The organism is Cupriavidus taiwanensis, from assembly GCF_900249755.1.
GTDB classification, from domain to species: Bacteria; Pseudomonadota; Gammaproteobacteria; order Burkholderiales; family Burkholderiaceae; genus Cupriavidus; species Cupriavidus taiwanensis_D.
In genome coordinates this window covers 2,987,723-3,001,482 of record NZ_LT976853.1, presented here as the reverse complement: position 1 = coordinate 3,001,482, position 13,760 = coordinate 2,987,723, and the positions used below count along the sequence as shown (strand labels likewise).

General features: G+C 65.7%; 16 protein-coding genes. 9 read left to right on the top strand and 7 right to left on the bottom strand.

The annotated features are described in order from the left end of the window. Window positions 1-71: 71 nt before the first annotated feature. Complete coding sequence (locus CBM2594_RS13715) at window positions 72-371, bottom strand: DUF3579 domain-containing protein (protein WP_012353767.1); 300 nt, start codon at window positions 369-371, stop codon at window positions 72-74. A 443-nt stretch (window positions 372-814) separates the two neighbouring features. Between CBM2594_RS13715 and argF the strand changes: the two genes are divergently transcribed. Both argF and ppnP read left to right on the top strand, forming a co-directional pair. After that, window positions 815-1,738, top strand: coding sequence for an ornithine carbamoyltransferase (gene argF, locus CBM2594_RS13710; RefSeq protein WP_116357300.1), 924 nt, complete (start codon window positions 815-817; stop codon window positions 1,736-1,738). A 79-nt stretch (window positions 1,739-1,817) separates the two neighbouring features. Beyond that, a complete protein-coding gene (gene ppnP, locus CBM2594_RS13705; RefSeq protein WP_062801641.1) occupies window positions 1,818-2,129 on the top strand; it encodes a pyrimidine/purine nucleoside phosphorylase in 312 nt (103 codons plus the stop codon). Window positions 2,130-2,162: 33 nt separating this feature from the next. On the opposite strand, the gene murB is transcribed toward ppnP, so the two are convergent. After that, the gene (murB, locus tag CBM2594_RS13700) at window positions 2,163-3,182 is read right to left on the bottom strand and encodes a UDP-N-acetylmuramate dehydrogenase (protein WP_116357299.1); all 1,020 of its coding nucleotides are present in this window, start codon (window positions 3,180-3,182) and stop codon (window positions 2,163-2,165) included. A 125-nt stretch (window positions 3,183-3,307) separates the two neighbouring features. Between murB and CBM2594_RS13695 the strand changes: the two genes are divergently transcribed. Continuing rightward, complete coding sequence (locus tag CBM2594_RS13695) at window positions 3,308-3,793, top strand: YajQ family cyclic di-GMP-binding protein (RefSeq protein WP_116357298.1); 486 nt, start codon at window positions 3,308-3,310, stop codon at window positions 3,791-3,793. A 31-nt stretch (window positions 3,794-3,824) separates the two neighbouring features. Here the strand turns inward: CBM2594_RS13695 and CBM2594_RS13690 are convergent, their stop codons facing one another. The 3 genes from CBM2594_RS13690 to CBM2594_RS13680 form a co-directional block, all read right to left on the bottom strand. Next, complete coding sequence (locus CBM2594_RS13690; RefSeq protein WP_116357297.1) at window positions 3,825-4,277, bottom strand: DUF192 domain-containing protein; 453 nt, start codon at window positions 4,275-4,277, stop codon at window positions 3,825-3,827. Between the two features lie 153 nt (window positions 4,278-4,430). Next, window positions 4,431-4,637: a hypothetical protein gene (locus CBM2594_RS13685; protein WP_116357296.1), complete on the bottom strand. Its 207-nt coding sequence runs from the start codon at window positions 4,635-4,637 to the stop codon at window positions 4,431-4,433. A gap of 107 nt (window positions 4,638-4,744) precedes the next feature. Next, complete coding sequence (locus tag CBM2594_RS13680) at window positions 4,745-5,407, bottom strand: pseudouridine synthase (RefSeq protein WP_116357295.1); 663 nt, start codon at window positions 5,405-5,407, stop codon at window positions 4,745-4,747. 275 nt (window positions 5,408-5,682) lie between these two features. Between CBM2594_RS13680 and icd the strand changes: the two genes are divergently transcribed. After that, window positions 5,683-6,933, top strand: coding sequence for an NADP-dependent isocitrate dehydrogenase (icd, locus tag CBM2594_RS13675; protein WP_112774326.1), 1,251 nt, complete (start codon window positions 5,683-5,685; stop codon window positions 6,931-6,933). 140 nt (window positions 6,934-7,073) lie between these two features. Continuing rightward, the gene (locus CBM2594_RS13670; protein ID WP_116357294.1) at window positions 7,074-7,535 is read left to right on the top strand and encodes a VOC family protein; all 462 of its coding nucleotides are present in this window, start codon (window positions 7,074-7,076) and stop codon (window positions 7,533-7,535) included. Window positions 7,536-7,775: 240 nt separating this feature from the next. On the opposite strand, the gene CBM2594_RS13665 is transcribed toward CBM2594_RS13670, so the two are convergent. Beyond that, window positions 7,776-7,982: a cold-shock protein gene (locus CBM2594_RS13665; RefSeq protein WP_012353757.1), complete on the bottom strand. Its 207-nt coding sequence runs from the start codon at window positions 7,980-7,982 to the stop codon at window positions 7,776-7,778. A gap of 511 nt (window positions 7,983-8,493) precedes the next feature. On the opposite strand from CBM2594_RS13665, the gene clpS reads away from it, so the two are divergent. The 4 genes from clpS to CBM2594_RS13645 all read left to right on the top strand — a co-directional run bounded on the left by clpS (window position 8,494) and on the right by CBM2594_RS13645 (window position 13,152). Beyond that, entirely contained in the window at window positions 8,494-8,820 is a 327-nt protein-coding gene (clpS, locus tag CBM2594_RS13660; protein ID WP_010814998.1) for an ATP-dependent Clp protease adapter ClpS, read from the top strand. Beyond that, window positions 8,817-11,111 carry an ATP-dependent Clp protease ATP-binding subunit ClpA gene (gene clpA, locus CBM2594_RS13655; RefSeq protein WP_012353756.1) on the top strand — a complete coding sequence of 765 codons (2,295 nt, stop codon included), beginning with the start codon at window positions 8,817-8,819 and terminating at the stop codon, window positions 11,109-11,111. The genes clpS and clpA overlap by 4 nt, the downstream gene beginning before the upstream one ends. A 140-nt stretch (window positions 11,112-11,251) precedes the next feature. Next, window positions 11,252-12,259, top strand: coding sequence for a tripartite tricarboxylate transporter substrate binding protein (locus CBM2594_RS13650; protein ID WP_116357293.1), 1,008 nt, complete (start codon window positions 11,252-11,254; stop codon window positions 12,257-12,259). Between the two features lie 44 nt (window positions 12,260-12,303). Then, a complete protein-coding gene (locus tag CBM2594_RS13645; protein WP_116357787.1) occupies window positions 12,304-13,152 on the top strand; it encodes a VOC family protein in 849 nt (282 codons plus the stop codon). A gap of 98 nt (window positions 13,153-13,250) precedes the next feature. Here CBM2594_RS13645 and dut read toward each other — a convergent pair whose 3' ends face one another. Next, window positions 13,251-13,751 (bottom strand): dUTP diphosphatase, encoded by a 501-nt coding sequence (gene dut / locus CBM2594_RS13640; RefSeq protein WP_116357292.1) that lies wholly within the window; start codon window positions 13,749-13,751, stop codon window positions 13,251-13,253. Window positions 13,752-13,760 lie beyond the last annotated feature (9 nt).

The window sequence follows — 13,760 nt, the reverse complement described above, 5'->3', positions numbered from 1 at the left end:
CCAATAAAAAAGCTCGTCGGATGACGAGCTTTTTGCTTTCCGGCGCCGCGCCGCCGGGCTTATCGCCGGGATTATTCGAGCGAGCAGGCTTCCACCAGCTGCAGGTTGTTGTCGCGGGCGAAGTTCAGCACGAAGTCCAGCGCCTTGGGTTCGATGTCGCGCAGGCGCACATCCACCACCACGCATTTGACGTTGCCGGCAAAGATCGGCCGCACGTAGGGCGAGTAGGTCAGGCGCGGATCGCCGCTGTCGCCTTCGGGGCGGAACTGTGCCATTACGCCGCACAGTCGTTCAGCCCAGTCGCTCGGGCGGAAGGTCTTGCCTTCCTTGGTAATGCCTTGGATAAAGTATTCGCGAACGTTGGGGTTCATGAGGCTGGACACTGCGGGTGAGGCGGATGACTCGACGGTAAGCCCGCTGGACGGGGGCGCCCGTTTGACGCGGCCGGGACGCGATTGGTTCGCGCTGGTTCCAGCCGGAAGGCGGGGCGTCGGTGTCCTGCAGGGGCACTTTTGATGCCGGCGGCGGGCACTGGCATGGGTATGCCGGGCCCCGCGTGAATCAGCCAGTATTATATCTTATATAAGAGTTGCGCATAAGGGCGATATCCTGTCAGGAAGCTGTCAGCGCAACACTGCGGCGGGCCGTGGCCGGGTTGATCCGGGCTCGCCAAAGCAGAAATAATCCCTTATGATCCTTGCAGTTAAATTGCGTATGCGACGCGAAAGGCGGCTCCGCGGCGCGCTTGGGTCATGAACAGTTCGAGGCAACAGTTCGTGACGGCGCGTCCCCACCGAGCCGCCTTCTTTGTTTTATGAGCTCAACCCCGATCAAGCATTACCTCCAGTTCAGCGACTTCACTCCCGACGAGTACGAGTACCTGCTGGACCGCGCGCGGATCCTGAAGGCCAAGTTCAAGAACTACGAGACCTGGCATCCGCTGCATGACCGCACGCTGGCCATGATCTTCGAGAAGAATTCCACGCGTACGCGCCTGTCGTTCGAAGCCGGCATCCACCAGCTGGGCGGCCACGCGGTGTTCCTGAACACGCGCGACTCGCAGCTGGGCCGCGGCGAGCCGATCGAGGATGCGGCGCAGGTGATCTCGCGCATGGTCGACATCATCATGATCCGCACCTTCGGCCAGGACATCATCGACCGCTTCGCCGCGCATTCGCGCGTGCCGGTGATCAATGGCCTGACCAACGAATACCACCCGTGCCAGGTGCTGGCCGACGTCTTCACCTATATCGAGCAGCGCGGCAGCATCCGCGGCAAGACGGTGGCGTGGATCGGCGATGCCAACAATATGGCGTACACCTGGATCCAGGCCGCCGAGCGGCTGGGCTTCACCTTCCATTTCTCGGCGCCCCCCGGCTACCAGCTCGATCCGGCCATGGTGCCGGCGACCGCCGCCAGCCTGGTCAAGGTCTTCGACGACCCGCTCGCGGCCTGCCAGGGCGCCAGCCTGGTCACCACCGACGTCTGGACCAGCATGGGCTTCGAGGCCGAGAACGACGTGCGCAAGCGCGCCTTCAAGGACTGGATGGTCACCACCGCGATGATGGACCGCGCCGAGCCCGACGCGCTGTTCATGCACTGCCTGCCGGCGCACCGCGGCGAGGAAGTCGAAGCCGCCGTGATCGACGGCCCCAAAAGCGTGGTCTGGGACGAGGCGGAAAACCGCCTGCACGTGCAGAAGGCGCTGATGGAATACCTGCTCTGCGGCCGCTACTGAGCGCGCCCGGAGTGAACAGGGGAGGGGCCGTTCTGGCCCCTCTTTTTACGTCTTTCGCAAGAAACCCAAGGAGATGGAAGTGAGCCAGTTCGACAACGTATCGGTCGTCAAGAAAGCCAACCTGTATTTCGACGGCAAATGCGTGAGCCACACCGTGCTGTTCCCGGACGGCACCCGCAAGACGCTCGGCGTGATTTTCCCGGCGTCGCTGACGTTCAACACGGGGGCGCCCGAGATCATGGAAATCAACGCCGGCAGCTGCCGCGTGCGCCTGGCCGGTTCGGAAGACTGGCAAACGTACGGCGCCGGCCAGCAGTTCAGCGTGCCGGGCAACAGCAGCTTCGATATCGAGGTGCAGGAAACGCTGGACTACGTCTGCCACTTCGCGTGACAGGCGTGGCGGGCCAGTGCTGACCCGCCGGTTTTACAGCACTACCGGTTCCGGTTCGATGCGCACGCCGTAGCGGGCCTGCACGGTATCGGCGATGCGGTTGGCAAGCGCCAGCAGCATCGCGCCGGTGCCGCCGCCGTGGTGCACCAGCACCAGCGCCTGCTTGCCATAGACGCCCACCGGGCCGTCGCTCACGCCCTTGAAGCCGCAGCGGTCGATCAGCCAGCCGGCCGCCAGCTTGTAGCTGCCGTCCGGCTGCGCATAGCTGACCAGGTCCGGATGCGCCTGCAGCAAGACGTCGCGCTGCGCGGCGCTGACCAGCGGGTTCTTGAAGAAGCTGCCGGCATTGCCCAGCTGCGCGGGATCGGGCAGCTTGCGCGAGCGGATCGCGACCACGGCGTCGCGGATGGTTGCGGCAGTGGGCGTGGCCTGCCCGTCCAGCTCCCGCGCCAGTTCGCCGTAGGCCAGCACCGGCTGCCATGCCCTGGGCAGGCGCAGCGTTACCGCGGTAATGATGTAGCGCCCGGCGCCGGCGCGCTTGAACAGGCTGTCGCGATAGCCGAACTCGCACGCCTGCAGGTCCAGCCAGACGAAGGTGCCGGCCTGGCGGTCATAGGCGCGCACGCCGGCGAAGCGCTCGCGCAGTTCCACCCCGTAGGCACCGATGTTCTGGATCGGGGCCGCGCCGGCGGTGCCCGGGATCAGCGCCAGGTTTTCCAGCCCCGGCATGCCGTCGGCGATGGTGCGGTTGACCAGCGCGTTCCAGTTCTCGCCGGCACCCACGGTGACCAGCCAGGCATCGCCGCCGTCAGTGGTGGCTTCGGCCTGGTAGCCCGGAATTTCCATCAGCAGCACCAGCGCGTCGAGATCGCCGGTCAGCACGACGTTGCTGCCGCCACCCAGCACCACCAGCGGCAGCCCTTGGGCGCGCGGGTCGGCCAGGGCCGCGGTCAGGTCGGCCTCGCTGCGCACATGCACCGCAAAGCGCGCGCGCGCATCGAATCCGAATGTATTGTGGCGACGCAGGGGATAGAATTCGTGGAAATCTGCCATGCAAGGGAAAGGTGACGCGGCCGCCGCTGGTGCGCAGGCAACCCGGAACTGCGAGGTTGGCTGGATTATACGGAAGCCGCCGTGCGCGGCCGGCTTCCGGGCATACGGATCACAAGGAGAATGCAATGCCGTCGTTTGACGTAGTGTGCGAAGCGAATATGGTCGAGGTGAAGAACGCCGTCGAGCAGGCCAACAAGGAAATCTCGACGCGCTTCGATTTCAAGGGCTCCGACGCCCGGGTCGAGCACAAGGAAAACGAACTGACCGCCTTTGCCGACGATGATTTCAAGCTGGACCAGGTCAAGGACGTGCTGATCAGCAAGATGGCCAAGCGCAACGTCGACGTGCGCTTCCTCGATTACGGCAAGACCGACAAGATCAGCGGCGACAAGGTCAAGCAGGTGATCACCATCAAGAAGGGCGTGACCGGCGACCTTTCCAAAAAGATCGTGCGCATGATCAAGGACAGCAAGCTCAAGGTACAGGCCAGCATCCAGGGCGACGCGGTGCGCGTGTCAGGCACCAAGCGCGACGACCTGCAGAACGTGATCGCCATGCTGCGCAAGGATGTGTCCGAGGCACCGCTGGACTTCAACAACTTCCGCGACTGAGTCTGCGACTGAATCGCGCCCGCAGCCGCCGTCAGCGCGGCTGCGGCAACCCTCCGATCTTCGCGCCGGCCTTGATGCCCTTCTGCGCGAACCACCCCTGGTTCATTTCCAGCGCATAGCGGACCGCCGCCTTCGGGCAATGGTTGTTTTCGGTGCGCGGGGCCATGTCTTCGATATTGACGATGGTGCCGTCGTCGGCGAGGAATGCGATCGACAGCGGCAGCTCGGTATTGCGCATCCAGAAGCAGTGGCCCGCCTTCTGCTCGAACACGAACAGCATGCCCGCATTGGGCGCCATCGACTTCCGGTACATCAGCCCTTGCTCGCGCGCGGCGGGCGTGGCGGCGACTTCGGCCTGGATCGCATACATGCCCGCGGTCAGCGGCGCCACCGGCAGCGCGCCTTGTGCGTTGGCAACACCGCCCGCCAGTGCGGCGAGCACGAAGCAGCAGCGCGAGGTCAGGGTCTTCGACAACAGGGGCATGATGGTCAGTCCGGGGAGGGCACGGCGTCGGGCAGCCGCAAGCATAACGCACCTGCATCCGCGGCGGCGCGCAACAAAAAAGGCAGGCGCCGGGGTGGCGGCCTGCCTCGCTTTCACTGCCGGCACACCGTGCCGCAGCGGCATCAGCGCCTATTACGCGGCCGGCGCGGCGGCGGCAGCGGTTTCCTTCTTCTTGCTGTGCTTCTTGTGGGTAGCCTTCTTCTTGGCGGTCTTCGGGGCTTCCTTGGTGGCCGCGGGTGCCGCGGTTGCCGCGGGATCGGCAGCGGCAGGCGCCGCGGCCTGGGCGAAGGCGCCGGTGGCGAACAGGCCGACAACCAGTGCAGCGATCAGTTTTTTCATGGCGTATTACCTCGAAGGATAAGAACAGTCGGGACAGTTGTGACGCGTGGGTAGACGTGTCCCCGACAAGAACGAGGCCACTGTCGCCAGCGTTGACGGTCTATTTGTTAGCTTTTGTAACGTAAGCGCCGCTTGGCGTCGTTCGCCTGTCTGGTCCTGGAGACATGAGCACGCGGCGACGGGTTGGCGCGTGCGGCCGGCGTCGCCAGCGCAAGACCCGCATCGGCGAGCGGTACCTCGCAGCTCTGCCCGGGTGCCAGGCCCAGCGCGCGCAGGTCGATCGCGCCGATCGCCACCCGGATCAGCCGCAGCGTGGGAAACCCGACCGCCGCTGTCATGCGCCGCACCTGGCGGTTCCTGCCCTCGCGGATTTTCAGTTCCAGCCATGCCGTCGGGATCGCGGCGCGGAAGCGCACCGGCGGGTGGCGCGGCCATAGCCAGTCCGGGGCGTCGATGGCACGTACCGCCGCCGGCCGGGTCACGAAATCGCCCAGGTCGACCCCGGCGCGCAAGCGGGCCAGGGCCTCTGCATCGGGAATTCCCTCAACTTGTGCCAGGTAGGTCTTTTCGAGCTTGTGGCGCGGGTCGGCGATGCGTGCCTGCAGTGCGCCATCGTCGGTCAGCAGCAGCAAGCCCTCGCTGTCGGCGTCGAGCCGCCCGGCCGGATAGACGCCGGGCATGGACACGCAAGACGCCAGCGTCGGGCGCGTCGGGTGTTCCGAGAACTGGCTCATGGTGCCAAACGGCTTGTTCAGGGCAATCAGGGTCATGGGGCGCAAGTATGCCGCAGCGGCGCGCGGGCGGGCCGGCCGCGGCGCCGGGTCGGGGTCCGGCCCGATTGGCGGATGATGAAAAATTGCTGCATAATATAAAATTAGTCTTGTGTCTTATATAAGACTGAAGCCGCTCAGGCATGGCGCCGTCATGATGCAGGGCAGTATGGGCGGGCGCCCAGGCCCGCTACAATGCACAGCGCCATCTCCCCGAATCTCGCCGCGCGGCCACGAACCGGCGGCAGTCACAACCGTTCCGTACTGGAGACGTCATGTACCAACACATCAAGGTTCCGGCAGGCGAAAAGATCACGGTCAACCAGGATTTCTCGCTGAATGTCCCGGACAATCCGATCATTCCTTATATCGAAGGCGACGGTACGGGCCTCGATATCACCCCGGTGATGATCAAGGTGGTCGATGCGGCCGTGGCCAAGGCCTACGGCGGCAAGCGCAAGATCGCCTGGATGGAGATCTACGCCGGCGAGAAATCGACCAAGGTCTACGGCCCGGACGTGTGGCTGCCGGACGAGACCCTGGACGTGCTGAAGGAGTACGTGGTGTCGATCAAGGGCCCGCTGACCACGCCGGTCGGCGGCGGCATCCGCTCGCTCAACGTGGCGCTGCGCCAGCAGCTGGACCTCTATGTGTGCCTGCGCCCGGTACGCTACTTCAAGGGCGTGCCTTCGCCGGTGCGTGAGCCGGAAAAGACCGATATGGTGATCTTCCGCGAGAACTCGGAAGACATCTACGCCGGCATCGAATGGGCGGCCGAGAGCGACCAGGCCAAGAAGCTGATCGCCTTCCTGCAGAACGAGATGGGCGTGAAGAAGATCCGCTTCCCGGCCACCTCGGGCATCGGCGTCAAGCCGGTGTCGCGTGAGGGCACCGAGCGGCTGGTGCGCAAGGCGATCCAGTACGCGATCGACAACGACAAGCCGTCGGTGACGCTGGTGCACAAGGGCAACATCATGAAGTTCACCGAAGGCGGCTTCCGCGACTGGGGCTATGAGCTGGCACAGAAGGAATTCGGCGCCGAGCTGGTCGACGGCGGCCCGTGGTGCAAGTTCAAGAACCCGAAGACCGGCAAGGACATCGTGGTCAAGGATGCCATCGCCGACGCCTTCCTGCAGCAGATCCTGCTGCGGCCGGCCGAATACTCGGTGATCGCCACGCTGAACCTGAACGGCGACTACGTCTCGGACGCGCTGGCGGCGCAGGTGGGCGGCATCGGCATTGCGCCGGGCGCCAACATGTCGGACTCGGTGGCGATGTTCGAAGCCACCCACGGCACCGCGCCGAAGTACGCCGGCAAGGACTACGTCAACCCGGGCTCGGAAATCCTGTCGGCCGAAATGATGCTGCGCCACATGGGCTGGACCGAGGCCGCCGACCTGATCATCGCGTCGATGGAGAAGTCGATCCTGTCCAAAAAGGTCACCTACGATTTCGCCCGCCTGCTGGAAGGCGCGACCCAGGTCTCGTGCTCGGGCTTCGGGCAGGTGATGATCGACAATATGTAAGCACAGACTCCCGCTGCGGCGGGTGAGCTGTCACCAGAACCCCGGTAGCGGATACCCCGTACCGGGGTTTTTTCTTGCCCGCCGCCGCGACGTTGCCTAGAACGTCAGGACTGACGGGCATCTGGCCCGGGGAGACTGGCATGGACGATCCCTTCCGCCGCACCGCCTTCGGCGCGGCCCTCTTCTACAAGGATCCACTGGCGGCACTGGACTGGCTGGAGCGGGCGTTCGGATTCGAGCGCGTCATGGTGATCCGCGACCAGCAAGGACAGCTGGTGCATTCCGAAATGCGCTTCGGCGACAGCTACCTGATGGTGGGCAGCGAGTGGACCGACTTTACCGCCAGCCCGGCCTCGGTCGGCGGCAAGAACACCCAGACCTTGCACGTGCACCTGCCCGACGGGCTCGACCAGCATTGCGAACGCGCCCGGGCCGCCGGCGCCGTGATCCTGCGCGAGCCGCAGGACGAGTTCTATGGCGACCGCACCTACACCGCCCGCGACGCCGAGGGCCATGTCTGGACCTTCGGCCAGACTGTGCGCAAGGTCACCAAGGCGGAGGCCGAACAGGCCAGCGGCCTGAAAATCGACGGGTGGACTTGAACTGGCCCCGAAGCGGGCGCCGCAAGGCTGGCCGGGGGGCCGGCGTGAAAATCAGAAAGCCCGGCGCCAGGCCGGGCTTTCCATCGGATGTGCGTGCCGCTGATGCGAGCCCGTGCCCACCGTGCCGCCTTGGCGGACAGCGGGGCGCTGGCATCGGTCCCGTCCCGGGGAAGGAATCCCCCCACATCCTGGTTGACCGCTCCGGTGGCTCTGTGGCCGGGGATGCGGTCGCGGCGCGCTTTAGCTGGCGTCCTGGATATTGGTGGCCTGCTTGCCCTTGGGGCCCTGGACCACTTCGAACGAGACGCGCTGGCCTTCCTTCAGCGTCTTGAAGCCCGCCATCTGGATAGCCGAAAAGTGCGCAAACAGTTCTTCTTCGCCCTCGTCCGGCTTGATGAACCCGAATCCCTTGGCGTCATTGAACCATTTGACGATACCGCTTGCCATATACTCCCCCAACGAAATAGCAGATTTTCAAGCGGGGAAGCTTGCCAGCCAGACGGCACGGACTGCGGCGCCATGGCTGGCCGCGTGCTGCGATGCGGCCGGCGATGACGCGCGGCGAGGTGCTATCGCGAAGCGGCCAGTCTGATTGCTGACTCGCCGCCGCGGGCCGTGGGCCTCCCTGCTCACGGATCACCCAGCCTTGGCTGTTGCTTTGGCTCGTCGGCCTTCGGTGGGTGTGCGGCCGATTTTTCTGGCAAAGCCGGAGCCTGTCAAGCTGGCGGATTCCCCACTGCCAGAAGGGTGTGGCAGGAACCGGACGGCGCCCGGTGTTACCGTTGCGATGAATCGGCGGCCGGCGGCGCGGGTTTTCGGCCGGTGCGGCGACGTGCCTTGCAAGGCCTACCGCGGAACCATCCGCTCCCATTTACCTCGGAAAACCGGTGGCCGGACTCTTGAATCCACCGCCTTTTCCCCAAATTGCAGAGTTGCGAGTAAGGGTTAGAATAAAGCCATGGCTACACGGCTTGCGAATGTCCCACAACGCGAAGCGGGCACCATCCTGGAGCGGAAAGAGCAGGCGCTGAAACCGCCTGCCATGTTCAAGGTGGTGCTGCTGAACGACGACTACACTCCGATGGAGTTTGTCGTGATGATCCTGCAGCAGTATTTCAGCAGGGACCGGGAAACGGCGACGCAGATCATGCTGACCGTGCACCGGGAAGGAAAGGGCGTCTGCGGTATCTACACCAGGGATATCGCGGCGACTAAGGTCGAGCTGGTGTCAACGCACGCGCGGCAGGCGGGGCACCCCCTGCAGTGCGTGATGGAGGAAGCATGATTGCGCAAGAATTGGAAGTGAGCCTGCATATGGCTTTTGTCGAAGCCAGGCAGGCACGCCACGAGTTCATTACCGTGGAGCATCTGCTGCTGGCATTGCTCGACAATCCCACGGCAGCTGAAGTCTTGCGCGCCTGCGCGGCCAATATCGAGGACCTGCGCACCAGCCTTAAGAACTTCATTGCGGATAACACGCCGGTGGTGCCGGGTACCGACGAGGTCGATACCCAACCCACGCTGGGTTTCCAGCGCGTGATCCAGCGCGCCATCATGCACGTCCAGTCCACTTCCAACGGCAAGAAGGAAGTCACCGGTGCCAACGTGCTGGTCGCGATTTTCGGCGAGAAGGATTCGCACGCGGTCTATTACCTGCAGCAGCAGGGCGTGACGCGCCTGGACGTGGTCAATTTCATCAGCCACGGCATCCGCAAGGACCAGTCCGAGCCGGCCAAGCACGGCGATGCGGCCGGCGAGGGCGAGGGCGGCGACGGCAAGGAAAGCCCGCTCGAGCAATATACGCAGAACCTGAACGCGCTGGCCAAGGCCGGCAAGATCGACCCGCTGATCGGCCGCGAAAGCGAAGTCGAGCGCGTGGTCCAGGTGCTGTGCCGCCGGCGCAAGAACAACCCGCTGCTGGTGGGCGAAGCCGGCGTCGGCAAGACCGCTATCGCGGAAGGCCTGGCGTGGCGCATCACCAAGAACGAAGTCCCGGACATCCTGGAAAAGGCCACCGTCTACTCGCTCGACATGGGCGCGCTGCTGGCCGGCACCAAGTACCGCGGTGACTTCGAGCAGCGCCTGAAGGGCGTGCTCAAGTCGCTCAAGGACAATCCGAACGCGATCCTGTTTATCGACGAGATCCACACGCTGATCGGCGCGGGCGCGGCTTCGGGCGGCACGCTGGATGCCAGCAACCTGCTCAAGCCGGCACTGTCGTCGGGCCAGCTCAAGTGCATCGGCGCGACCACCTTCACCGAATACCGCGGCATCTTCGAGAAGGACGCGGCGCTGTCGCGGCGCTTCCAGAAGATCGACGTGGTCGAGCCGTCGGTCGACCAGACCGTGCAGATCCTGCGTGGCCTGAAGTCGCGCTTCGAGGAGCACCATGGCGTCAAGTACGCATCGTCGGCGCTGACTGCGGCGGCCGAGCTGTCGGCGCGCTTCATCACCGACCGCCACCTGCCGGACAAGGCGATCGACGTGATCGATGAAGCCGGCGCGGCGCAGCGCATCCTGCCCAAGTCCAAGCAGAAGAAGACCATCGGCAAGGGCGAGATCGAGGACATCGTCTCGCGCATCGCGCGCATCCCGCCGCAGAGCGTGAACCAGGACGACCGCAGCAAGCTGCAGACGCTGGAACGCGACCTGAAGTCGGTGGTGTTCGGCCAGGACCCGGCCATCGAGGCGCTGGCCTCGGCGATCAAGATGTCGCGCGCCGGCCTGGGCAAGACCGACAAGCCGATCGGCTCGTTCCTGTTCTCGGGCCCCACCGGCGTGGGCAAGACCGAGGTCGCCAAGCAGCTGGCCTTCATTATGGGCATCGAGCTGCTGCGCTTCGACATGTCGGAATACATGGAACGCCATGCGGTCAGCCGCCTGATCGGCGCGCCCCCGGGATACGTCGGGTTTGACCAGGGCGGCCTGCTGACCGAGGCCGTCACCAAGAAGCCGCACTGCGTGCTGCTGCTGGACGAAATCGAGAAGGCGCATCCAGATATCTTCAATATCCTGCTGCAGGTGATGGACCATGGCTCGCTGACCGACAACAACGGCCGGCGCGCCGACTTCCGCAACGTGATCATCATCATGACCACCAATGCGGGGGCGGAGACCATGAACCGCGCCACCATCGGCTTCACCAGCTCGCGCGAGCAGGGCGACGAGATGGCGGATATCAAGCGCATGTTCACGCCGGAGTTCCGCAACCGGCTGGATGCCACCATCAGCTTCCGCTCGCTCGACGAGGAAATCATCCTGCGCGTGGTCGACAAGTTCCTGATGCAGCTCGAAGAGCAGCTGCACGAGAAGAAGGTGGAAGCCAGCTTCAGCGAGAAGCTGCGCAAGTTCCTGGCGCACAAGGGCTTCGACCCGTTGATGGGTGCGCGTCCGATGCAGCGCCTGATCCAGGACATGATCCGCAAGGCGCTGGCCGACGAGCTGCTGTTCGGCAGGCTGGTCTCCGGCGGCAAGGTGGTGGTCGATCTGGACGAGCAGGACCAGATCAAGCTCGATTTCTCCGAGATCGAGCCCGAACCGCCCGAGGCGCCCGAAGAACAGCGCGCAGAAGCCTGAGCGATGATCGGCCGCGTTGCCTGCAACGGGGCCGATCATCGGGCAAAATAGCGGGGCGGCCGACTGGCCGCCCTTTTTCTTTTGTCCCGGCGGCCGCAGCCGGCCGCCGCCATGCCCCGCCAGCCCAGCCTGAATACCTGATGTCCTCTGCCGAACGCACGCGGCGCCGCCGCCTGCTGCTCAAGATCCTGCCGCTGGGCGCCCTGCCGGCCACGATGCTCCATGCCGCCGCCGCGGGCGCCGCCGATGGGGCAGCAAGCAACCGCCCGATCGCACTGGTGCTGCCGTTCCCGCCGGGCGGCAGCGTCGATATCGTCGCGCGCCAGCTGCAGCCCGGGCTGAAGGCGGCGCTGGGGCAGACCGTGGTGGTGGACAACAAGCCCGGCGCGGGCGGGCTGATCGCGTCGAGCACGGTCGCGCGCGCCAGGCCCGACGGCAATACGCTGCTGATGGCATTCGACACGCATGCGATCAACCCGTTTGCCTACAAGCAGCTGCCCTACGACACCTTCCGCGATTTCTCGCCGATCTCGCAACTTGTGCGTTTTCCGTTGGTGATTGCCGCCAACCCGGCGCTGCCGGCGTCGAATGTGCGCGAACTGGTGGCGCTGGCCAGGGCCAGGCACGATGGCGTGCGCTATGCGTCGTCGGGCATCGGCAGCCTGAACCAGCTCGCCGCCGAGGCGCTGGCGACCGAGGCCGGCGTGCATATGCTGCACGTGCCGTACAAGGGCGGCGGCCCGGCCGTGCAGGCGGTGCTGTCCAACGAGGTCGACATCTTCTTCAGCAGCTACGCCGCGGTGCAGGCGCACGTGGCCGCGCGCACGATCAAGCTGCTGGGCGTGACCGGCACCAGCCGCCTGCGCCAGTTGCCGCAGGTGCCCACGGTGGCCGAGCAGGGCCTCAAGGGCTTCGAGGCGTATTCCTGGATCGGCGTGTTCGGTCCGGCCGACCTGCCGGCGGCGACGGTGGCGCGCCTCCATGGCGCGCTGGTCGAGTCGCTGCGCCAGCCGCGCGTGGTCGATGCGCTGGGCGCGCAAGGCTTTGAAATCGTCGGCGGCAGCCCGGCCGAGCTGGGCCAGCTGGTGCGCCGCGAGCATGACAAATGGCAGGCGGTGGCGCGCAAGGCCAATATCCAGTTCGAATGAACCAGTCCGGCGCCGCCGCGCGCCATGCGTCCGGGGGGATGCCGATGGCAACGCAAGCAGAAATGTTCGATCACGCCGTGGTGGTGTGCCCCGACCTCGATGCCGGGGCGCAGGCCTGGCAGCGGCTGGGCTTCACGCTGACGCCGCGCGGCTACCACACGCTGGGCTCGCAGAACCACTGCATCATGCTGCAGCGGGACTACCTGGAGCTGCTGCACGTGACCGCGCCCAATCCCAGCCGCCAGTATTACTGGGACGCCCAGGCGCGCGGCGGCGGCTGCGCGGCGATGTCGTGCAAGAGCGCCGATGCCTTCGCCACCGCGGCGCGGCTGCGCGCGGCCGGCTGGCATACCTCGGACCCGATCGAATTCTCGCGCCCGGTGCGCCTGGACGATGGCAGCGAGCATCCGGCCACCTTCCGCGTGACCGCGCTCGACGACGCGCCGGGCGCGCGCTATTTCGTCTGCGAGCACCGCACCCCCGAACTGCTGTGGCGGCCCGAGTGGACCCGCCACGCCAACGGCGCGCACAGCATCGCGACCATGTTCCTGGTGGTGGCACCGGCGCTGGTGGATGCCGCCGCGCACGCCTATGCCGAACTGACGGGTGGCGAGATGACGCAGTTGAGCGAGCATGTCTGCAGCCTGGCGTTGGACGATGCCACGCTGGTCATCAGCACGCCGCAGGCGCTGGCGTCGGCTACCGGCACTGCGCATATCCGGCGCGACCGGCCGGGCTATGCGGCGATTCGCCTGCGCACCGATGACCTCGCCGCTGCGCGGGCTGGCTGGCGTGCCGAAGGTGTGCCGACACATGACCTGGGGCCGCGCGAGACGCTGGTGCCGGCCGAGGCGGCTGGCGGGGTGGCGTTGTTGTTTGAGCAGCGGGACTGAGAATGTGCCGCGGCTCCTTGTATGACTGATTGGGTGCTCCCTCTCCCGCAAGCGGGAGAGGGAGCAAACCGGCAGCGCAGTGAAGGCTCAGGACGCAATCAGGCGCCAGCCTTGGCGTGATGCACGCCCGTCGAGCCAAAGCCACCCGCCCCGCGCACGCTGTCCTCACTGAACTCGTCCACCGTCGTAAACACCGGCCGCAGCACCGGCACGAACATCATCTGCGCGATGCGCTCGCCCGGCTGGATCACGATCGGCTCGGTGCCCGGCGCGTTGCGGTTCCACACGCTGACCATGATCTGGCCCTGGTAGTCGGCGTCGATCACGCCGATCGAATTGCCCAGCACCAGACCCTTCTTGTGGCCCAGCCCAGAGCGCGGCACGATGGTCGCGGCCATATACGGGTTGCCCATATGCACGGCGATGCCGGCCGGCACCAGTTGCGCGGCGGTGCCGGGCGCGATCGACACGGGCGCGTCGACGCAGGCGTGCAGGTCGATGGCGGCGGCCATTTCGCTCTGGTAGGCGGGCAGGCCCCATTGGTTCAGGCGCGCATCGAGCACCTTGATTTCGACGGTCGGGTTCAGTGGCTGGGTCATAAACAATCT